The following is a 19,666-nucleotide window of genomic DNA, read 5'->3' on the forward strand; positions in this document are numbered from 1 at the left end:
TCAGAGACTCCAATAGCGGCCCGGCAGGTCGCTTTCCGAGAGGGCAGATTTTACGTCGACCAGCAAGCCCGTTCCGTTCACCATTCCGGTGAGCCGGGAGCGCGACATGTTCAGATAAGCTTGGTGAGGCACAGCCAAAATTAGGCCGTCCAGCTCTTGAAAGGCCTCCAGGTCACTCAGGGACAGGTTGTACTCGTGCATGGCCTCTGCTTGCTCCGCGTGTGGATCATGAATCAATGGCTCAATCCCGAATTGACGCAGTTCTGCAATGATATCCGGCACACGACTGTTGCGGAGATCAGGAACGTTTTCCTTGAAGGTCAACCCCAGCACCCCGACCCGCGCACCTTTGACCGGTCGGTCGGCGGCAATGAGCAGCTTCACCAGTTTCTGCGCTACAAAAGCGCCCATGCCGTCATTCACGCGGCGACCAGCCAGAATGACCTGCGGGTAGTATCCCACCTCCTGCGCCTTCTGGGTCAGGTAATAGGGGTCCACACCGATACAGTGCCCTCCCACCAGCCCGGGGCGGAACGGCAGGAAGTTCCACTTGGTCCCCGCTGCTTCCAACACGTCCAGAGTGCGGATGCCCAGTCGGTCGAAAATCAGTGCCAGTTCATTCATCAGCGCGATATTCAGATCACGCTGGGTATTCTCGATGACCTTAGCGGCCTCCGCGACCCGGATGCTGGGCGCGCGGTGAATTCCCGCTTCCACTACTGCCTCGTAGACGGCGGCCACCCGGTTCATGGTCTCGGAATCCTGACCAGACACGACCTTCGTGATCTTTTCCAGCGTATGCACCTTGTCGCCGGGGTTGATGCGCTCGGGACTGTAGCCCAACTTGAAATCCTCGTACTGCCGCAGACCCGAGACCCGTGCCAGCACCGGACCACACACTTCCTCAGTTACGCCGGGATACACCGTGGACTCGTAGACCACCACGTCTCCCGTTTTCAGGTACTGGCCGATCATCTCGCTGGCCCGGATCAGCGGCGTCAGGTCTGGGGTGTTGTGCGCGTCAATCGGTGTGGGCACTGTCACGATGAACAGGGTGCGGTCGGCCAAGTGCCCCGCCTCGTTGCTGCACCGCAGACGTGAAGAACGCAGCCGCCCATCATCGATTTCCCCTGTACGGTCGTGCCCCTGGCCCAACTCTGCGACACGGGCAGCGTTGATATCGAAACCCAGCACATCCCCGAATTTCTCGGCCAGAGCCACAGCGAGGGGGAGGCCCACGTATCCCAGGCCCAGCACGGCGATCTTCTCTTTACTCACGGCTTTTCTCCTCTTGCAACCATAACTCCAGCACCAGCAACGCGTACACGATGTATGCCCAGTTGCGGTCGGTCATCACTTCGCGGCGCAGCAATGCGTCGATAAAGGCTCCATCCACATAACCCCGGACCAGAGCCTCGGCGCCGCCCAGCGTATCCAGCAGGATAGGCCGCAGTTCTCCCTGCAACCACCTCACCAGCGGAATTTCAAAGCCCCGCTTGGCTCCACCGATCACCTCATCAGGGAGGCGGCTGCGGTAAGCGTCACGCAGCACGGCCTTGGGTGTTCCCCCCCGCACGCGGTAGGCGTCGGGAAGCCGCCAGGCGAACTCCGCCACCCGGTGGTCCAGCAAAGGGGAGCGACCTTCGAGAGAGTGAGCCATTGTGGCTATGTCCATCTTGACCAGCAGATCACTTAGCAGATTGATGCGGGCATCAGTGGCCAGTTGCCCATCGAGCGCCCCCAGTTCCGGGCGCTGAATCGCAGCGATTCGCTCCTCGGTTGGCAGCACCGGTCCTCCACGCCAGACCCGCTGTTTGTCTCCCTCGCGGAGCATATCGGTCGTCCAGGCGAGATAACGCTCGGCAGGTGACAGGGCCAAGCCTCGCGTAAAGCGTGCGGCGAACCCCAACGGGCTGCGCCGTGCCCCTGCGAATGGCGCCAGACCTGCCGCAAGTGTGCGCGCCACGCCCTTGGGCACAACATCCAGCGCCGCACTGCGGACCGCTGCCACGTACCGGCGGTAGCCAGCGAATACCTCATCACCACCGTCTCCATTAAGCACCACAGTTACGTGCTGCCGAGCCAATCTCGAGATTCCCAGACTGGGAATGGCACTGGAATCGCTGTAGGGCTGGTCGTATGCACGCACCATTTCCTGCAATCCCTCCAGCGGGCTTACCTCCAGTTTCAGGATGGTGTTTTTTACGCCGAGGTGAGCTGCTGTGCGCTGCGCGACAGGAGATTCGTCGAAGCCCTCGCCGGTCGCGACTGTGAAGGTCTGCAGCGTGCTGCCCAACTGCTGCGCCGCCTCGTACGCGATCACGCTGCTGTCAACCCCGCCCGATAGGAATACACCCAGCGGGACATCCGAGCGCAGACGAAGGCGCGTGGCCTCCCCAATTTCGGCCCGCGTACGTTCCTTAGCTTCATCGTAGCTCAGCGTCAGCTTTGGATGAAATTCCGGTTGCCAGTAGGCCTGAATCTCCAGGTGCTCTTCCCGAAAACGCATCCAACTTCCTGGCGGCAGGGCGTAGACACCCAGGTAAACCGTACTGGGCTGCGGCACCACGCCCAGCGACAGATAGTCATAGATGGCCTGGTCGTTGATCTGCCACCGCTCGCCTGCCGCGCGCGCCAGGGGCCGAAGCGCCTTGAGTTCTGAGGCGTACAGAAGACCGCCTGAGGCAGGCCGCGTGTAGTACAGCGGCTTCTTGCCGAAGCGGTCGCGGGCCAGAAAGAGGCTGCCATCGCGGGTGTCGTGGATGGAGAAGGCGAACATGCCGCGCAGGTCCTCCAGCATGCGCTCGCCCTTCTCCTCGTACAGGTGAACCAAGACTTCCGTGTCCGAGTCAGTGGCAAAGGTATGCCCACGCGATTTGAGTCCTGCCATCAACTCTCGGTAGTTGTAGATTTCCCCGTTGAATACAACGGCCACCGTCTCGTCCTCATTATAGATCGGCTGGTCTCCACCCTCCAGATCGATAATTGCCAAGCGCCGCATTCCCATGCACACTTGGCTCTGAAAATAGGTGCCCTGACCATCCGGGCCACGATGGGAGATGGCATCTAGTGACCTGTGTAGAGCTGTCTGAGGGGCATTCAGATGGGCTCCGACTGCACCACTAATTCCGCACATGTATCCTGCTTTCCGCCGCATCACGCAGCACGCGCTCCATCACATCCACCTGCGAGGAGAGACTGAACCGATCCTCAATTACCCGTCGGGCAGCCAAGCCGAGTGAACGCCCCAGGTCTGTGCGCGTTAGCAGATCGGCCAGGTACTGCTCGAACTCAGCTGCGTTCTTCGCCAGAAATCCTGTGTCTCCGTGCCGAATCACTTCGCTATTGGCTCCTATCTCCGACCCTACACTTGGGATTCCCACCGCACCGTATTCAATCAGCTTAAAAGCGCATTTGCCACGCACATACTCATCATCCAGGAGAGGCATGACGCCTATACAGAACTTCTGTAGCTCTTGAATCTCAGTCTCCAGACTCCAGGGGACAAAAATGGCTCCAGCCGCTTCAGTTCTTTCACGCACATCTGGACTGGCAATCACGCGGAACTCGGCCCCAAACTTGCGACACACCTCTACCAACCCTCTTAGGAACGGCAGGAGATAACGAGCAAATGTTGTCGATGTTCCAATCCAGCCCACCACTGCTTTAGTTTTCGGACCCTGCTGTGGTCGTACTGTGTATTTGTCTGTATCTACAACTGTTGGAACTACTGTGACTCGCGTCTGTGGCGAGATTCGCTGCACGTAGTCCGCCAAGTAAGCGTTGCCGACCGTTGCCCCGACGCTGCCACGCAGCAGGTTTTGAATGGGATACTGGGTAAACACGGCATCGTCCATGTCAAAGACAAAAGGTACACCCGACCTAAGGAACTTTCTGTCAAAGAATTTGTGCGCTGCTGGCGCTGTCTGACGATGTACGTAGATTAGATCGTAGCGCCCACGGGCTGTTTGAGCTTCGCGTAAGCGCTCCATAGTCGCCAATGCCACGCGTGCAAGGGCGAGTGGATGCTGAGGTGCCCCATTCATGCGAAGCTCAAAAGCTCGCGGTGTCAGGAAAGGCCGAATGTCCAATTCGATCCCTCGTGCTTGCAGCGGCTCCTGGAAAGCATACATGCGATAGCGGGCGCTAGGACCGAGGAGTGGATAGGGAGAGAGGGTAAGGACTCGGAGGCTCACGGGCGCATTCTCCTGGTCAGGATACTGGGCAGTGCACGGTAGAGCAGCCCAAAACCTTCACGCAGTTCGGGCAGTTCTCCCTTCCGGCCAGATAGCAGCAGGAAGGCAGCTCGCGACAAGGGTTCCAGTAAAAGCGTGTTGGCAAAATTGAGCAGGTTCTCGCCTGGCCCGTAATACTTCCGCCCGTACAGTAAACGACTTTGCAAAGAATAGAAGAGTCGTCGTCCCTTGATCTGTGAGGTCGTACCTTCCCCCTCGTGGAATGCCTGGACCCCACTCAGGTAGACACTCCTTAAACCCAACAGGTGCGCACGGTAAGCATAATCAACCTCCTCAAAGTACACAAAGAACCGCTCGTCGAATCCCCCCAGTCGCTCAAACAGTTCACGCCGGGTCAAAAAAAACGCTCCAATTACCTGATCAACCTCTTGGGTCTGGTCGTGCGCCCACTCCCTCATAGTATGACCCAGACGTGGTAAGAGCCGATCCAGGCCCAGATTTTGGGCCAGGAACATACTGGCTCTTGGGAAGCGCGCGCAACTGCGAGTTACCTGACCTTGCTCATCAAGTAGTTGGATGCCCACAATTCCTGTTGTAGCCTGTGCTGCATCTTCCATGAAGTCGACCACTCCCTGAAGCGCGCGCGCGCTGACCTGGGTGTCCGGATTCAGGAACAGAAGATAGGGCGCTGTCGCACGTCTTGCTCCAAGGTTGCAACCGCCTGCAAAGCCAAGATTGGTCGGCGAGCGAACAAGTTGCACCGCCTGACCTTCTTTAAGGATGATTTCGACTGACCCGTCCGTGGAAGCGTTATCCACTAAAATGAGTTCAATTTCCCAAGGGAGCCCCTGACGAGTCTCGATTAAGCTCGTAAGAAGCGCGGGGAGCATTTTTTGCCCATTCCAGTTTACTACTACTACAGAAATCATATTCCTATGCCCTCCACTGTCCTCACCAAACAATTCCTACTGGAACTACTTCCGATGGCAACAAAAGCTTTGTCCTAGCTCAAATGAAAATACTTGCTATGCGCGCGATACATCAGTTGCCGAAGAAGCTTTTGATGAGGATCTAAAAATGGTTAGGGAAAATAAAGATGAGAAGAAGGCATACTGAATCCAAGTAGACATCAAACTAAAATATCCATCTGTAAAGGGCTGAGTGAGGAGTGGAAATGAAAGAATAGCCAACCAGAACAACGCTACCGCTCCTCCTGTACGGCGAAAAGCGATAAATAACGTGGCATGTAGGATACCAAAAAGAAATTGAAATATAAATATACCCAGCCAACCGAAGTCTTTTAAATATGTCAAGTATATTGTATAAACGTTCGTCGGTTGAGGTATGTTTGTGAAGGCTTGAACCAGCGGAACTACAGTTGCATCAAATCCTAATGCACGACCTAAAGCGTGAATAGTTCTAAATGTGTTTACTCCTCCCTCATCGGTAACTAAAGTCGGCAACTGTACCGAGAGAGCAAGTATACCGCTGAGAAGGTATAGGGATATTGAAGAGAATAGGTCAGGGAAACTTTCTAGCAAGGAAGCGTTCTGATCAACCCCCTTCCCAAGTACACTAGCTCCTATGTAAAATATAGAGAGAAACATCAGGAGACCTAATAATACGAGGCGTAAACGAAGCCGTTTACTAGTCATAGCGTAAATAATACCCATTTCTATAATGAAGAATAGTATGATGCCCCGTCCAGTAGAAAATACAGACATAACTAAGGCACTGGCAACCGCCAGGAACAAGATGGGTAGAACCCTCTTATCTCGGTTGGCACGATAATAAATTAAACAGAATCCCGATAGCGTATTCAATATCGGTAGCGCATAAGAGGTTAAGCGCATTAGTGGAGGAACCTCGCCCCGCACACTGGTTAGGTATCTCAGATTTAAAGCTAAATCTTGTGTTGGTCCAGTTTGCGCGAACTGTGTAGCCGTCTGGATATACACCGCTGCACCAGCGATAGCGAGCAAGGTAAGGAAAAAGGCAAGCACTAGCCTTACGTCTGATAAATGCCGCATTCTCAGAAGTACTGTTTTCCTTGAGCCCAAAGACCTTCCTCCCAAACTGCTCAGTGTTAGGAAGCTCCCCGCCGAAAAGCCCAGCACACCTAGGAAAATTATAAGCATTACAGATTCGCTTAGCGAAACATATCTGTGGCGCTCAACCACATAGACAACTAAAGTGACGAGCCAAACTATGATCTGCAACACTGCTGGGTATCGCACGTCCCGGGAAAAAAAGAAGTTAAGCAGCAACAGAGTTGTTAAGGCGGCAATAAGTGTAGTTAATTCAAGCATTTGCCACCTCTAACCTGAGTAGGTATCGCAAATTTCGTAGAACCAACAGCATGAGCACGCCACTAATAACGACTTCTGCAGCTGAGATACCGAACGTGTAGAGCGGTAGATTCGTACGACCGGCCATAAATAGCACCCAACCCAGCGAAATCAGGGCATTCACTACCAGCAGGGCATTCGCGATTGCATCCCGCCGGGCAGGAAACACCCAGAAATTAAACAGGACCGTGTTGAACCCGATGAAAGGCATCAGCCAGACTGTGACTGCCATGATATCGGCCGCCGCTGCGTACTTTTCTCCAACAAGAAAAGCCACGGCAGGCTCTCGAAGTAGATACAGGACCACAGAACCAATCAGAAGAGCAGCAAAGACCTTAATGGCAGACAAAAAAATGCGCCGCACTCCCTGAGGCGTAGCATATGAGCCTGAAGTTACAATCCGGGGGTATAACGCCTGACAAAACGGCACTGTTAAGGTCGGCATGACCTTCGCCATACGGTCAGCAGTTAGAATTAGAGCGCTGCTTAGCGGAGGGACAACAGCAGCAAGGATCAGGGCTAGGGCAGAAGTATAGGAACTCCCAAGCAGCCTGAAGATGAACACTGCGAATCCCTCTCTGAGGTCATGCCCCACCTCTCTGAGTGGCACACCATGCCAGAGTTCAATGCCCAAGTCGCTGACGAGGCGACGGGTTAGCAGAGCCCAAGTTATGGCGACCCCACCCAACTGTATCCAAAGGACTGGCTCAGGACGAGCAAAACTTAGGGCAATAATGACCATTCCCAGACCTGCCAGCCCTTTGAAGGTCATATCGACACTGGCAGCCACGCGGGCCTGTTGTCGCCCCTGAAAGTACCAAGTCGGCAGGCTGCCTTGAAATAGACCAAACGCCACTCCACTTAGTATCAGCGATGCATTGAGAGGTCTATGGTTCCATCCCAGGGCAAAAGCCAGCCCGCAAAGGAATAGACAAGCACTTGCCAACAGCCCTTTACTGACATACACCAGTCGTACGATTTTTAGCATATCCACAGGCAAGGATGTAGCAGCTATCCGTCGTGTCGCGGTAATATTGTGACCATACTCGACGACGGTTGCTACAGCTATAGCTAGAGCCTGCGCTGCCAGTAAGCCCGCCCAACTGTCAGGAGTAAGAGCCCGTGCCAGCACGGGAAAGGTCAGCAGAGGAATAAGGAAGTTGCCTACCTGCAACCCATACAGAGCCAGAAAGTCCCAGGCCAGCGGCCCAATACGGCTTAGCATTCAATTTAGCCCCGATCTGTTTCCCACAACTCATCCCCGAACACATTCCAAGCAATACGTCCTTCATTAGGATCATCTAAATCGAACTGAGCGTCCATGCTGTAGAGCAGGGTAGCGCCCTCCTCCGATGCTTGGTATCCGTGAGCCACACCACTGGGAATATGCACCATCGTCGGTTGCTCGCCGCTCAGCACCAACTTGCGGCGCACGCCCAGGGTCGAACTGCCTGCTCGGCAATCTACCAACCATACCATCAACTGTCCTTGAATCACACACCAGATCTCGTTCTGCACAGTCTTGACGTGAATGTGAAAAGCATTAACACGGCCTGGTGCAGCCCATGACACGCTGATCTGTCGGGGAGACAAGGGGCCGGGAAGGCCTTGTATACCTTGTTCGTTTATACGCAGGTACTCCATGAATGCACCATTTTCGCTTCGATTTTTTCGAAGGGGCTGAATCCAGACCCCCTCAATTTGCGGGGCCGGGGGGTAGCTCTCGAACGTAAGAACGGCAGCATATTCAGGCGCGAGTTCGACCTTCACAGGACACGGCCCCTTTCATGGCTAAGCTTGAGGAGGTACTGACCGTAACGGTTTTTGGCCAATTTATTAGCCTGCTCACGTAGGTCATCAGTGCTTATCCAACTATTACGCCAGGCGATCTCCTCAGGAGAAGCGACCTTTATGCCCTGACGGTGCTCGATGGTTTGGATAAATGAACTGGCCTCCAACATGCTCTCGTGTGTACCAGTATCCAGCCAAGCAAAACCCCGACGCATGATCTGGACATCAAGCAGCCCTTCTCGCAAATAAGTGGTGTTCACGTCGGTGATTTCCAGTTCGCCGCGTTGGGAAGGCCGCAGACTACGGACGATGTCAACCACCTGACGGTCGTAGTAATACAAACCAGTGACCGCAAAGTCAGATCTAGGCTGCGCAGGTTTTTCCTCAATGGAAAGCACCCGGCCCAGGTTGTCGAAATCCACCACACCGTAGCGCTCAGGGTCGCTAACCTGATAAGCAAATACGCTGGCACCTTGGGCTCTGGCGTCAGCAGCTTGCATCAGATCCGAGAGGTCATTCCCGTAAAATATGTTATCACCCAGAATCAGGGCGCTGTCGTGACTTGCCACGAAGTCCTCGCCGATCAAAAAGGCCTGTGCTAGTCCTTCTGGTTTAGGCTGCACGGCGTACTCCAGCCGCAGGCCCCATTGCGAACCGTCACCCAACAACTGCCGGAACCGTGGCGTATCCTCGGGGGTCGAGATCACCAGAATATCGCGTATTCCACCCAGCATCAAAGTGGTGAGCGGATAGTAGATCATCGGCTTATCGTAGATAGGCAGGAGTTGCTTGGAGACCGCTAGCGTGGCCGGATACAGCCGGGTTCCGCTGCCCCCTGCAAGGATGATACCCCGGCGCGTGCTGGATGGTGCCTGTGAAATGGTCATGCTTTCCGGGTCCCAGCCAAGCGCTCAGCGTACTGCCGGTCATAATATTCGCGGAATTCGCCGTTGCGAATCGGTTCCCACCAAGCGCGGTTCTGAGCGTACCAACGCGTAGCTTCAGTCACTGCCTGCCAGGGATCGTATTTCGGCTCCCAGCTCAGTGCCCGCAGCTTGTCCACATTCATTGAGTAACGGCGATCGTGGCCGGGGCGGTCAGTGACGTGCTGGATCAGACTGCGGTCCTGGCCCAGCGTCTCAAGTACGATATTCACCATTTCCAGGTTGGTCATCTCACGACCTGTCCCAACGTTGTAAACCTGACCAATCTCGCCGCGCAGCAACACGGTTTCAATCCCGGTGCAGTGGTCGTACACGTGGGCATAGTCGCGCATCTGTAGGCCGTCTCCATATACCGGCAGAGCTTCGCCCAGGACCGCATTAGTGGCAAACAGAGGGACAACCTTTTCAGGATATTGGAAGGGCCCGACGTTGTTCGCCCCGCGTGTGATCGTCACCGGCAGGCTATAGGTAATGTAGTACGCCTGGACGAGCTGGTCTGCTGCTGCTTTACTCGCTGCGTAGGGGCTGCGCGGTGCGAGTGGATCGGTCTCGACGCTTTGATGCCCGTCGGGTATATGGCCATAAACCTCGTCCGTGCTGATGTGATGCATCCGGATTCCGAGCTCGCGGGCGACTTCCAGTAGGACATGGGTCCCGCGCACGTTGGTATCAGTAAAGATAAGCGGCCCCAGGATACTCTGGTCAACATGAGTCTCGGCAGCGAAATTGACGATCAAGTCGATCTGATTTTCACAGCAAGCCCGTCTGGCCGCATCCATGTCAGCAATATCGGCCTGCACCAGTGACAACCTTGGGCTGTCCCACAAATCATGTAAATTCTCCCGGCGGCCCGCATAAGTGAGTTTGTCGTAAACCACGATACGGTCACGGGGATGGCTTTCCAACCAATAGCGTACGAAATTGCTGCCAATAAAGCCGCAGCCGCCTGTTATTAACAGATTCATGCTTTCACTCCTCCACGAGGCGCGTAGGAGTACGAGTACCCATAGCTATTGCCCTCGCGCGCATCCGACTTGTTAATGACGAAGCCCAAGATATTCAGCCCAGCACGCTCGGCACGGCGAAGTGCGCTGCGAACCGAGTGCACATTGGTTCGGCCATACTCAGTCACCATCAGCACAGCGTCGGCATGAATCCCCACTACCAGGCCGTCAGCGAGTGCAAGAAGAGGAGCGCTGTCGATCAGAACGATGTCGTAGTGCTGACGCCACAAGCTCAGGGCACCTGCGATGTCAGCCTGGTTAAATACACCCAAGCTGTCTTGCAAGCCGGGACCAGCGGGTAACATGTCTACGTTGTCCTCGACCCGAATAACCTGGACATTGTGTGGATCCGTGAGCGCTTCCCGGGTTGTCCTGACACCGCCCTGACCCGTCAGCTGGTGCCAGTGACCACCCTCATCGTATTTTTTCCATACCACTGCCTGAGTGCCGCGCCGCAGATCTGCGTCAATGATCAATACGCGCTGCCCACTGGAGGCAAAACCGTCGGCAAGCGTAGCGGTCAAGCTGCTCTTGCCTTCTCCGGGCGCGGTGCTTGTCACCATCACAACTGGGTGCGGTTTGCTCACCAGGACTGCCATCAGGTTGACTCGCAAAAATCCAATTGCTTCGTAAAGTCCAGCCTGTCGCGCCGCCCGTACGATGCCGGAAAAGACGATGTCGCGCTGGCGCAAGCGCGGAATCACAGCCAGAGTCGGCACGTTGAGCGCCAAAAGGTCATCTTCACTGCGTATGGTCCGATCCAGGACGGTGACCAGTGCGACGACCCCGGTGGCAAGCAGCAACCCTAACAGCCCAGACAACACCGCGTTTCGCATTGGCTTGGGCGCGATGGGTCTCAAAGGTTCAACCGCAGCGGACAGAGAGCTAAGTACGCCTGCCACCGAGTCCTCCAGTAACTGAACCTGCGTCAAATTGCCTTGGACACTGGCCCGGCGAGTAATTAGGGTTTGCCGTTCCAGAGAGGAAAGACCTGATGTAGCTAACTGCTGATCGACCTGGGCGAGCTGAGCCTGAAAGCCAGCCTGAGCACGCCGGACGTTTTCCAGAGCTCGATTGCGGTCCCAAGAAAGAAGAGTCGCGCTCGCTAGATTTGCCAATCGCTGAGCCGCAGCTGTTGTGCGCGCGCGCGCGCGCACTGTGTAGATTCCGTTACCAGTGAGGTCCAGACGGGAGGTCAAAGTAACGGTCCGCAAACGCTGTTCTCTCAGTTCTTTCCTCAGATTTTCACTGAGACGTTGACGCTCTCCCCGAGCAATTTTTTCATCCTTACTAATTGCTTGAATTAATGGCCCAATGACTTGGGTACTTTGTAAGGCCTGAGCCACAGCCCCCTCAGGCAGTGGCGGAGCCTTGACTAAGGCCGTGCTCAAGGTACTTTCCTGTCCCTGGCTATTAGAAGCAATCAGGCTGGCGCTGGCTTCGTAAATAGGCGGCTGCGCACGAGACCACAGAAACGCCGCCAGTGCCAAGAGTGCTCCTGTTCCCAGAATCCAGACCAAATGGCGTTTTAGTCCTTGCCATACAACAGACAGATCAATCTCCTGTGATCCTGCTCTTTCTGTCATAGCCGAGCTACTCCCCTAATAGATAGGGCTGAACGTTCATTTTCAGCGGCAGGCAGCCAGCGAGAGAATATTGCCACCCTGCTGCATTGAGAAATACTCATCCGCGTCACTATAACTTACCTCGAATAGGGGTTGTTCGTATGGCTATCAGGTGATGAAAATACAGAATTTCAGGTTATGCGCCAGGACGCCCAGCGCGACCTTAAGCCGCAGGCTGAGATATGTTTTGACCTGTCCCCAGCGCAGTCCAGCTCCAATCAGCACGGAGAACGCGGACTCCACACACTTTCTGGCCTGACCCATACTCTTGTTTCCAGCGTGTATCGAGCTGTCTGGCGTTGACTTTCGGTGGCGTCAGGCAGGTCTGGACTGATAGCTCTTATGTCCAATCTGCTTTGGCCTTCCATAAGAGGGCCAATCTTTGTTCATTCCGTACAACACGGTGAAATCGTGCTGGCTTGCCGGACGAATCTCGTATTTTGCAACCTTGCCATTCAGGGTGCACCAAGCATGCAGCTTGAAGCCGTAGACCGGCCCAGCGGTGCTGAATCCATGTCGGGCGCCACGGAGTTTGCAGCGTGGAGCGCGCTTGAACGTCGAGACGGGCAGAGGCTGCGAATCGACTGCGATGAAGTCCAGTTCCTGGACTTCAGTGGCCAGCTGCTCGACGATGGGGGTCAACCGGGCGAACCGGACTCGGGCCTGGGACTCAGAGGGGAAGTCTGGGAAATGATTGAGTTTGAGAAAGCGCCACCAGCAGCTGAAACAGCACCTTGTGCAGCTTCTAAAGTAGTTCGACTGCCAGCAGATCGGCATAAGACATCTTCTCGTGGGAATGGATGAGCTTCGGCGGAATGTGCCGCTGAATCCAGCGGCTCAGCAGGGTGACGGCAACACACAGCCGCAGTAAAGTAAGATCGGGACGGTTCATAAACACCGTCCATTGCGCATTTTTTGTCGCTCGGGTCAACCCCTGTTCGCGGTATCTTACTGCAGATAGGGTTCAATCCGGTCGCGAACAATTGCCACCTGAGTCGAGAGACAGAATTACTGATACCATTCGCCTTTCAGCTATGGCGCCAACCCAGCGCGCCCACGAGTGCAGCAAGCAACAGATTGGCCACCAGCAGCGGCACGGTCGCTTCCCATCCTCCAGCTTCAAAGGCGTAACCAGCGACCACACTCGCCGCGGCCCCTCCGCCGTAGTACGACAGGTGATACAGGCCACCGGCTAGGCTGCGTGCACTGCTGACGCTGCGCTGCACCGCCGCGAGCGCCGCTGACTGTGCCAGGAAAACTCCGCAGGCTGCCGCGGCTACGCCGGCAATCACCAGTGGCAGCGGGGTGCTGTAGGTCAGCAGCAGGCCTGCAATGCTGGACCCCATGGCGGCCAGCAGCGCGGTCCGGGGTCCTCTGGAAGCCAGGAACGGCCCGGCCACCGGTGTGATAATCACACCAAGCAGATACACCGCGAAGACCGAGCCGGTCTGGGCGGTGGTCAGCTGGTACGGGGCCTCGGACAGACGCAGGGTGAGCGTGTTGAAGGTGCCCACCAGCATGAAGAGAATCAAGAACCCCACAGCGCAGGTGGCCAGCAGCGGTGGATTCCGCAGATGGTCGCGCATTCCCACGAGGACGGCCGCAGGATTACGTCTGGGCTCGAACGTCTTCTCGGGTGGGAGGGCCTTGCGCGCTACTCCCCAGCCGGCTGCGCACGCGACCGCCAGCAGCCAGAAGGCCACCCGCCAGTCGCCCTGTTCTGCCACCAGCCCCGACAGAAAGCGTCCCAGAAACCCACCCAGTACAGTTCCGGTCACGTAGGCCGTCAGGGCACGGGCGCGTCCGGCCGGCGAGACTTCCTCGGCGATATAGGCGTTGAGGGCCACCATAACGCCGGGAATCAGCAGGCCCTGCGCAAAGCGTGCGGCGTTCAGGACTTCCAGTGTGGGTGCAGCAGCAGCCAGCAGGGCCGGCAGGACCAGCAGCGCATACGCCCACAGCACAGTCTGACGGCGGCCCCAGGCGTCCGCCAGCACCCCGGTCAGTGGTGAGGCGAGCGCCATGGCCAGCATGGTGGCACCGACCACCGTGCCCACCTGTGCCGGACCCACCCCGAATTCGCGCGACAGGAGGGGCAGCAGGCTCTGCGGGGCGTAAACGTTCAGGAAAACGAGTGTGCCCAGCGCAGCGAAGATCAACGGGTGAGCGTCCTTACCCCGGTTTCGCGTCACAGGTGAGGTGTCATGGGAGACCCACCAGACCGTCAGGTCCTACCAGGGCGACGGCCACACCCAAGGCCGAAGCGCACGCGGGGTCCTGCAGCCCTGGCGGCCCGGCCAGAAGGAGTGTGGGGCGGGCCTCCAGAGCCACACTACCGGTCATATCAAGTCGTTCCAGGACCGCCTCAAAAGTCCAGTCCTGGGCCCAGAGGCGCTTGACGGCATGCAGCGCAGCAGTTCCTGGCGGCGTCACACGCGCCGTCTGGGTGTGCTGGATGCCGGGCCTGCGGGCATGCAGTTCGCCATTGGCCAGCCCGGCGTTGCCCAGCGCGCGGTAAAAGACCTGTACAGCGTCATCCACCAGAAAACTGGTGCGGATCAGGTTCTGCGCCTGATCGGTCAGCGGCTCAAGCAGGTCCTCGTCAATCCGGGCAGGGTTGACCGGCCGGAAGAGCCGGGCCAGTTGCTCCGGAAGGTTGGCGTAGCGGTAATAGGCCTCTTCAAAACCAGCAGGAATCAGCATGCCAGGGACCCCATGCGCCGCGAGTCGATGGGTCTCTGCGCCAACCTCATGAACAGGGTGCTGGGCGGCCTCCTCGATGGTCAGCATGCCTGTAGGCTAAAGCACGAGTGCTGGTGTCGTGATGGGCCTTTGATTCATCCATCAAAGAACAGATGGGCAGGGGCCAGCTTCAGTGTGTCAGCACGTTCTATGCCCAGGGCATCTGATGTCTGTAGGGCACGAACAGGCGCTCATAATCGACCATAACAAGCAAAGAATGCAGAAGGACTTCTCTGCAAAGCAGCGTGAGTCAAGAATTTCTTCCCAACGCCTTGGATCATGACGAGCAGTCAGGCCCGGGCTCTCCGGCTGCGGATCAACCGCACCGCGAACAGGACCATGACCACCAGGGCTGCAATCAACGGTGGTGTATGGTCTTTCTTCACTCCCCACCAGAAATGCAGCACACCCAGACCGGCGGCGACATACACGAGTTGATGCAGCCGCTGCCAGCGCTGAAACCCCAGCCTGCGCACTGCTCCCCGGCCACTGGTCAGTGCCAGCGGCAGCATGAGGACCAGCGCGGCGAAGCCCACAGTGACGAAGGGGCGTTCCAGCACGTCTTCAAGAACCACTGCCGGTGTAAATCCGTGGTCCAGCAGATACAACAGGAAATGCAGTACGGCATAGAAAAAGGTCAGCAGCCCCAGCGCTTTGCGAATCCGGGCCGGCCATGTCCAGCCGGTCAGGGTCCGCAGCGGAGTACAGGCCAGCGACAGAATCAGCAGGACCAGGGCAAGCAGCCCAGTCTGAAGGATCGCCCTCTGGATCGGGTTGGCTCCGAGCGCACCCATCTGCGCGTCAAGCACCAGCACAGCCGCAGGCACCAGACCTCCCATCACCACGCCGGGCCCGAGCCACGGTAATGGACGGGAAGGTCGGCGCGTCACACGGCTCTTATTGGATTTGTGCGGTTCCTGCGGCACAGGCGACACCCTGCCCCTCAGAAGAAGCGGCGCAGGTCCATGCCTTTGTACAGTGACGCGACCTCTTCCGCGTAACCGTTGAAGGGCAGGGTCGGCCGACGGCGCAGTTCGCCGATCCGGCGCTCGGTTGCCTGACTCCAGCGGGGGTGCGGCACCTTCGGGTTGACGTTGGCGTAAAAGCCGTACTCGTCCGGTGCGGCCAGTGCCCAGGTGGTGCGTGGCTGCTTCTGGGTCAGCGTGATGCGGACCACCGACTTGATGTTCTTGAACCCGTATTTCCAGGGCACGACGAGCCGCAGCGGGGCGCCGTTCTGGTTGGGCAGGGCGCGTCCGTGGAGTCCGACCGCCATGAATGTCAGGGGGTGCAGGGCTTCGTCCAGCCGCAGGCCTTCAACGTAGGGCCAGTCGAGCACGTCGCCCCGCTGCCCCGGGAACTGTTTGGGGTCATGCAGCGACGTGAACTGCACGTACTTTGCTTTGCTGTTCGGCTCTATCCGCCTCAGCAGGGCCCCGAGGGGAAAACCGAGCCAGGGCATCACCATGGACCAGCCCTCGACGCAGCGCATGCGGTAAATCCGGTCTTCCAGGGGAAACCAGGATTGAAGGGTATCGATGTCCACCCGCACTGGCTTGCGCACCTCGCCGTCGATCAGCACCGTCCAGGGGCGCGTTCTCAGGCTTCCAGCCAGCCTGGCCGGGTCATCCTTGCCTGTGCCGAACTCGTAGAAATTGTTGTAGGTGGTTGCCTGCGCATACGGCGTGATCGGCTCGGAAGTGTCGTAGGGCCCCAGGGGGCGCCGGGCCTGAGCCATCAGTTCGCCGGGAGCCGCTTGCGCTGCGGCACCGGGACGCCGGGTCAGCAGTTCCAGCCCACCGCCAAGAGCCGCTACTGTCCCGGTGAACAGCGCCGCATTCTTCAGGAATTCGCGTCGCGGAGGGACCTGGGTCTCAGGGGTGGTGTCCTCAGGATCAGCAGGAAGCTGGGGGTCAGGCGGAGTGCTGGTCATAGGTTCATTCTCCTTGGATCATCACGGGCGCCAGGATAAAAGCAGCCCGGAACCGATCTCGCCTGGACAGTCTGGACCGTTTCTCTTATCAGGTATATGCACGACAAGACTTTTCGGATCGACCGGCGAGGTTTCTCAAGGTCCTGTGGGTCAGTTCGTGAGACGGCATAAGGCGCAGCATCGTGTGTCAGGCGGGGCACTGTCCTTTTCCGTCACTGTGCTGGAAGTTGTGTCCCAGAGACATCGGGCCGCTTGCGCCCGACTTTCCAGCGGCCGGGAAGCACTGCTCAGGCAGCATTTCCGGTTGAGCAGCATAGGCTTGATACTGCGTTCATGAGCATTCCGGTTGCCGAGACCGCTTCCCTTTCTCTGGACAAGCTGCTGACCCTGGATCCGCGCCTCCCAGGGGTCTGGGCCTGGGTTCAGCAGCACATGACCCCGGATGCTGCTCACGATGAGGGTCACCTGCACCGGGTGGCCCTCTGGACCCGGCGCTGCGCCCCTCAGGAACCCGTGGTGCTGGCAGTTGCAGCGGCCCTGACCCATGATGTGGTCAACCTGCCCAAGAACCACCCGCAGCGTGCGCAGGCCAGCACCCTGGCGGCTCAGGCGGTACAGCAGGTTCTGCCGGACCTGGGGTTCACGCCAGCGCAGGCGCATGAAGTGGCACTGGCCGTCCGGGATCACAGCTTCTCGCGTGGCGCTGTCCCCGCAACTCCTCTGGGCGCGGCCCTGCAGGACGCGGACCGTCTGGACGCCCTGGGTGCGCTGGGGGTCATGCGGGTCGCCGCGGTGGGCGGCCACCTGGGTCGGGCGATCTTCGATGCAGCAGATCCCTGGTGTCAGCAGCGCGAGCCCGATGACCAGGCCTTCACGGTGGACCATTTCTTTACCAAGCTGCTGCGGCTGTCCGCCAGCTTTCAGACGGTCCCAGGGCGCGCCGAAGCACAGCGGCGCACAGCCGTGATGCACGCCTTCCTGACCCAGCTGGGAGAGGAGATCGGCGTACCTTATCCCGAGCCCTGAACTTCCAGATGGGCACCGTCACCCAGGGTATGAATGGTCCAGTGGCCCGAATGGCGCCGCACCATGCTGAGACTGGTGTGCCCTACGCGATGCGCAAACGGGACCGGATAACCGGGCTGCGGAAGCAGTGGCCAGCCGAACAGGTCACACAGCAGCGCCCGGATCGCGACGGAATGCGTAAAGGCAATAACGCTGGCCTGGTCCAGATCCTCTGCCCAGTCGCGCATCCGGGCCGCCACTTCAGCCAGGCTCTCTCCACCGGGCGGCGCCACGCGCCAGGGGTCAGACTGCCACTCCTGGAATGCCGGGTGCACGGTCATTTCGTCGACGGTCAGCCCCTCGAAAACGCCGAAATGGATCTCGCGCAGCCGGGGATCAAGCGTGATGCCCTGGCCAGGCAGAGCCAGTTGCGCGGTCTGAACCGCGCGTTGCAGGTCACTGGAGTCCACCTGATCAAAGACCTGATTGCGGAGCCGCCGCGCGAGGCGGCGAGACTGGCGTTCACCTCGGTCCCCCAGGGGATTGTCGGTAACGCCCTGCCAGCGGCCCCCCTCGTTCCACTCGGTCGCGCCGTGACGGACCAGGGTGAGTTGCAGGTCTGTCATGGCCGGGTGTCCACGCCAGGAAGGTCCGCGTCCACCACCGGAATCAGCGCCGGCACTGCACGCGGGCGGCCCTGTTCATCCAGGGCCACGAAGACAAAAAACCCGGTGGTCGCCAGTTCCTGCTCGCCCGAAGCAATATGCTCGCGGTAGACGTCTACCTGAATGGTCATGCTGGTGCGCCCCACCCTCACCACCCGGGCGTCAAGGGCCACGGCGTCCCCCACGCGGATCGGCACATGAAAGTCCACTCCGTCCATCCGGGCAGTCACTACGTTGCCGCTGGCATGTCTCACGGCCGCCACGCTGGCGGCCTTGTCCATCAATGACAGCACCCAGCCCCCGAAGGCCGTGCCGTGATAGTTGGTGTCTTTGGGAAAGACCAGTTCCAGCATGCGTGCGCGACTGCGCGGCGCTTTTCCACTTCCTGCTTCCATAGTGTTCCCCCTCTTCTCTCTCAGCAGCCTCTTTCAGGATCAGATGATCCAGGCCCACGGCCACCTGCCTCAGCGTCGCCTTATACACATCGGCACGGCCGTGAGTGTACAGATGCAAGGGACGGCGCAGGTCACCAGGTCCAGCACCATTCGCTGCAGGCGTCGCCATGAAATGCCTGCAGCACCTTTGAATCATCTGGCAGCTGTACAGCTCCGCCGGTAGAGCCTGCTCTCTGGGGGCGGAAGGCCATGAACTTGGTGCGTTGCACACCCCGCCCACCATAATCAGGCGCTTCATGAATCACGGATACGCACATCGGCTCCGGAAATGAACAACACCTTCTCCTTCGTGGCGTCTGGATCGGTGACTTCCATGATCCCAGACGGAAGTTCAGTGGAACCGTCGATACCTCGTCTCATCAGCACGTCGTTGCTGGCGAGGCTGTGCACGTCAGATTTACAGTTGGAAAGGGTCTGATGGCCCAGACCGGTGAGCATGGCTCCTCTGTCCTGACTTCGGAGAACCAGGCGGCAGACAACACTCCTGTTCCCCTGATGAACTTTACCTGCCAGGACACCTCCGGATCAGGACGACATGGAAATGACGACACGCGCGAAGCTCTCTGGCGTGCGGTGGCGTGTCCTGTAGGCCGACTGGAACACCTGGGCACCTCATATATTGCGGCCAGGGTATGACCGGAGAATATATTTGTGGCTCATAGGCCTACCCGGCATGCTTGACCAGATCCGGTTCAGGCAGCGTACCGGGCAGCTTCCAACAGCTGGGCCAGATTCACACGCGGCTGTCCCTTCCTGATACACAACGCCAAATGAAGAACACAGCCGCGCAGGGTCGTCTCTCCGAGTACCGGGTCCTCGCCTGTGACCAGCTTCCTCTATCAGAGCAACAACGTGAGAAGCTTCTGCGCCCTACCACAAAACCCGCTGCCAGTTTTTCGTAATGTATGACCCTCTAGATTGACGTTCAGTCATGCACGACCGCGCATATCCACCACCG

The 19,666-nt window shown here is 58.1% G+C and carries 18 protein-coding genes and 1 pseudogene; 1 reads left to right on the forward strand and 18 read right to left on the reverse strand.

From position 1 onward, the window contains the following. The 15 genes and pseudogenes from DEIDE_RS11650 to msrP all read right to left on the reverse strand — a co-directional run bounded on the left by DEIDE_RS11650 (nt 1) and on the right by msrP (nt 16,583). Entirely contained in the window at nt 1-1,278 is a 1,278-nt protein-coding gene (locus DEIDE_RS11650; RefSeq protein ID WP_012694160.1) for a nucleotide sugar dehydrogenase, read from the reverse strand. Next, on the reverse strand, nt 1,271-3,157 hold the full coding sequence (gene asnB / locus DEIDE_RS11655) for an asparagine synthase (glutamine-hydrolyzing) (protein ID WP_012694161.1): 1,887 nt from the start codon (nt 3,155-3,157) through the stop codon (nt 1,271-1,273). Before asnB ends, DEIDE_RS11650 begins: the two co-directional genes overlap by 8 nt. Beyond that, nucleotides 3,123-3,857: a glycosyltransferase gene (locus DEIDE_RS11660; protein ID WP_162485461.1), complete on the reverse strand. Its 735-nt coding sequence runs from the start codon at nt 3,855-3,857 to the stop codon at nt 3,123-3,125. Before DEIDE_RS11660 ends, asnB begins: the two co-directional genes overlap by 35 nt. 335 nt (nt 3,858-4,192) lie before the next feature. Beyond that, complete coding sequence (locus DEIDE_RS11665; RefSeq protein WP_012694163.1) at nt 4,193-5,125, reverse strand: glycosyltransferase family 2 protein; 933 nt, start codon at nt 5,123-5,125, stop codon at nt 4,193-4,195. 96 nt (nt 5,126-5,221) lie between these two features. Further along, the gene (locus DEIDE_RS18505) at nt 5,222-6,505 is read right to left on the reverse strand and encodes an O-antigen polymerase (RefSeq protein ID WP_012694164.1); all 1,284 of its coding nucleotides are present in this window, start codon (nt 6,503-6,505) and stop codon (nt 5,222-5,224) included. Beyond that, nucleotides 6,498-7,769, reverse strand: a complete 1,272-nt coding sequence (locus tag DEIDE_RS11670) for an oligosaccharide flippase family protein (protein ID WP_012694165.1) — start codon at nt 7,767-7,769, stop codon at nt 6,498-6,500. The genes DEIDE_RS18505 and DEIDE_RS11670 overlap by 8 nt, the downstream gene beginning before the upstream one ends. A 5-nt stretch (nt 7,770-7,774) precedes the next feature. After that, a complete protein-coding gene (locus DEIDE_RS11675; RefSeq protein WP_012694166.1) occupies nt 7,775-8,314 on the reverse strand; it encodes a dTDP-4-dehydrorhamnose 3,5-epimerase family protein in 540 nt (179 codons plus the stop codon). Then, nucleotides 8,311-9,222, reverse strand: a complete 912-nt coding sequence (gene rfbA, locus DEIDE_RS11680; protein ID WP_012694167.1) for a glucose-1-phosphate thymidylyltransferase RfbA — start codon at nt 9,220-9,222, stop codon at nt 8,311-8,313. The genes DEIDE_RS11675 and rfbA overlap by 4 nt, the downstream gene beginning before the upstream one ends. After that, nucleotides 9,219-10,244, reverse strand: a complete 1,026-nt coding sequence (rfbB, locus tag DEIDE_RS11685) for a dTDP-glucose 4,6-dehydratase (protein WP_012694168.1) — start codon at nt 10,242-10,244, stop codon at nt 9,219-9,221. The genes rfbA and rfbB overlap by 4 nt, the downstream gene beginning before the upstream one ends. Next, complete coding sequence (locus DEIDE_RS11690) at nt 10,241-11,869, reverse strand: polysaccharide biosynthesis tyrosine autokinase (RefSeq protein ID WP_012694169.1); 1,629 nt, start codon at nt 11,867-11,869, stop codon at nt 10,241-10,243. Before DEIDE_RS11690 ends, rfbB begins: the two co-directional genes overlap by 4 nt. Before the next feature lie 147 nt (nt 11,870-12,016). After that, nucleotides 12,017-12,800 (reverse strand): annotated as a pseudogene (locus tag DEIDE_RS11695) (transposase). A 136-nt stretch (nt 12,801-12,936) separates the two neighbouring features. Next, entirely contained in the window at nt 12,937-14,100 is a 1,164-nt protein-coding gene (locus DEIDE_RS11705) for an MFS transporter (protein ID WP_041227252.1), read from the reverse strand. 10 nt (nt 14,101-14,110) lie between these two features. After that, on the reverse strand, nt 14,111-14,698 hold the full coding sequence (locus tag DEIDE_RS11710; protein ID WP_012694173.1) for a hypothetical protein: 588 nt from the start codon (nt 14,696-14,698) through the stop codon (nt 14,111-14,113). 242 nt (nt 14,699-14,940) lie between these two features. Then, a complete protein-coding gene (locus tag DEIDE_RS11715) occupies nt 14,941-15,489 on the reverse strand; it encodes a protein-methionine-sulfoxide reductase heme-binding subunit MsrQ (protein ID WP_049760477.1) in 549 nt (182 codons plus the stop codon). Nucleotides 15,490-15,593: 104 nt separating this feature from the next. Next, nucleotides 15,594-16,583: a protein-methionine-sulfoxide reductase catalytic subunit MsrP gene (gene msrP, locus DEIDE_RS11720; RefSeq protein WP_012694175.1), complete on the reverse strand. Its 990-nt coding sequence runs from the start codon at nt 16,581-16,583 to the stop codon at nt 15,594-15,596. A 333-nt stretch (nt 16,584-16,916) separates the two neighbouring features. On the opposite strand from msrP, the gene DEIDE_RS11725 reads away from it, so the two are divergent. Then, the gene (locus DEIDE_RS11725) at nt 16,917-17,609 is read left to right on the forward strand and encodes an HD domain-containing protein (protein ID WP_012694176.1); all 693 of its coding nucleotides are present in this window, start codon (nt 16,917-16,919) and stop codon (nt 17,607-17,609) included. Here the strand turns inward: DEIDE_RS11725 and DEIDE_RS11730 are convergent. From DEIDE_RS11730 to DEIDE_RS11740, 3 genes are all read right to left on the reverse strand, one after another. Beyond that, complete coding sequence (locus tag DEIDE_RS11730) at nt 17,594-18,214, reverse strand: histidine phosphatase family protein (RefSeq protein ID WP_012694177.1); 621 nt, start codon at nt 18,212-18,214, stop codon at nt 17,594-17,596. The two genes, DEIDE_RS11725 and DEIDE_RS11730, sit on opposite strands and share 16 nt — an antisense overlap. Beyond that, a complete protein-coding gene (locus tag DEIDE_RS11735; protein WP_012694178.1) occupies nt 18,211-18,648 on the reverse strand; it encodes an acyl-CoA thioesterase in 438 nt (145 codons plus the stop codon). The genes DEIDE_RS11730 and DEIDE_RS11735 overlap by 4 nt, the downstream gene beginning before the upstream one ends. 294 nt (nt 18,649-18,942) lie before the next feature. Next, the gene (locus tag DEIDE_RS11740; RefSeq protein WP_041227253.1) at nt 18,943-19,146 is read right to left on the reverse strand and encodes a hypothetical protein; all 204 of its coding nucleotides are present in this window, start codon (nt 19,144-19,146) and stop codon (nt 18,943-18,945) included. Nucleotides 19,147-19,666: the final 520 nt, after the last annotated feature.

This window comes from Deinococcus deserti VCD115 (assembly GCF_000020685.1).
GTDB lineage: Bacteria > Deinococcota > Deinococci > Deinococcales > Deinococcaceae > Deinococcus > Deinococcus deserti.

Excerpts from the sequence above, each read along its gene's own strand:
- asnB (WP_012694161.1), bottom strand. The coding sequence starts at position 3,157 with ATGCGGCGGAAAGCAGGATACATGTGCGGAATTAGTGGTGCAGTCGGA.
- DEIDE_RS11660 (WP_162485461.1), bottom strand. The coding sequence starts at position 3,857 with ATGGACGATGCCGTGTTTACCCAGTATCCCATTCAAAACCTGCTGCGT.
- DEIDE_RS11665 (WP_012694163.1), bottom strand. The coding sequence starts at position 5,125 with ATGATTTCTGTAGTAGTAGTAAACTGGAATGGGCAAAAAATGCTCCCC.
- DEIDE_RS18505 (WP_012694164.1), bottom strand. The coding sequence starts at position 6,505 with ATGCTTGAATTAACTACACTTATTGCCGCCTTAACAACTCTGTTGCTG.
- DEIDE_RS11670 (WP_012694165.1), bottom strand. The coding sequence starts at position 7,769 with ATGCTAAGCCGTATTGGGCCGCTGGCCTGGGACTTTCTGGCTCTGTAT.
- rfbA (WP_012694167.1), bottom strand. The coding sequence starts at position 9,222 with ATGACCATTTCACAGGCACCATCCAGCACGCGCCGGGGTATCATCCTT.
- rfbB (WP_012694168.1), bottom strand. The coding sequence starts at position 10,244 with ATGAATCTGTTAATAACAGGCGGCTGCGGCTTTATTGGCAGCAATTTC.
- DEIDE_RS11690 (WP_012694169.1), bottom strand. The coding sequence starts at position 11,869 with ATGACAGAAAGAGCAGGATCACAGGAGATTGATCTGTCTGTTGTATGG.
- DEIDE_RS11710 (WP_012694173.1), bottom strand. The coding sequence starts at position 14,698 with ATGCTGACCATCGAGGAGGCCGCCCAGCACCCTGTTCATGAGGTTGGC.
- DEIDE_RS11715 (WP_049760477.1), bottom strand. The coding sequence starts at position 15,489 with ATGGGAGGTCTGGTGCCTGCGGCTGTGCTGGTGCTTGACGCGCAGATG.
- msrP (WP_012694175.1), bottom strand. The coding sequence starts at position 16,583 with ATGACCAGCACTCCGCCTGACCCCCAGCTTCCTGCTGATCCTGAGGAC.
- DEIDE_RS11725 (WP_012694176.1), top strand. The coding sequence starts at position 16,917 with ATGAGCATTCCGGTTGCCGAGACCGCTTCCCTTTCTCTGGACAAGCTG.
- DEIDE_RS11730 (WP_012694177.1), bottom strand. The coding sequence starts at position 18,214 with ATGACAGACCTGCAACTCACCCTGGTCCGTCACGGCGCGACCGAGTGG.
- DEIDE_RS11735 (WP_012694178.1), bottom strand. The coding sequence starts at position 18,648 with ATGGAAGCAGGAAGTGGAAAAGCGCCGCGCAGTCGCGCACGCATGCTG.
- DEIDE_RS11740 (WP_041227253.1), bottom strand. The coding sequence starts at position 19,146 with ATGCTCACCGGTCTGGGCCATCAGACCCTTTCCAACTGTAAATCTGAC.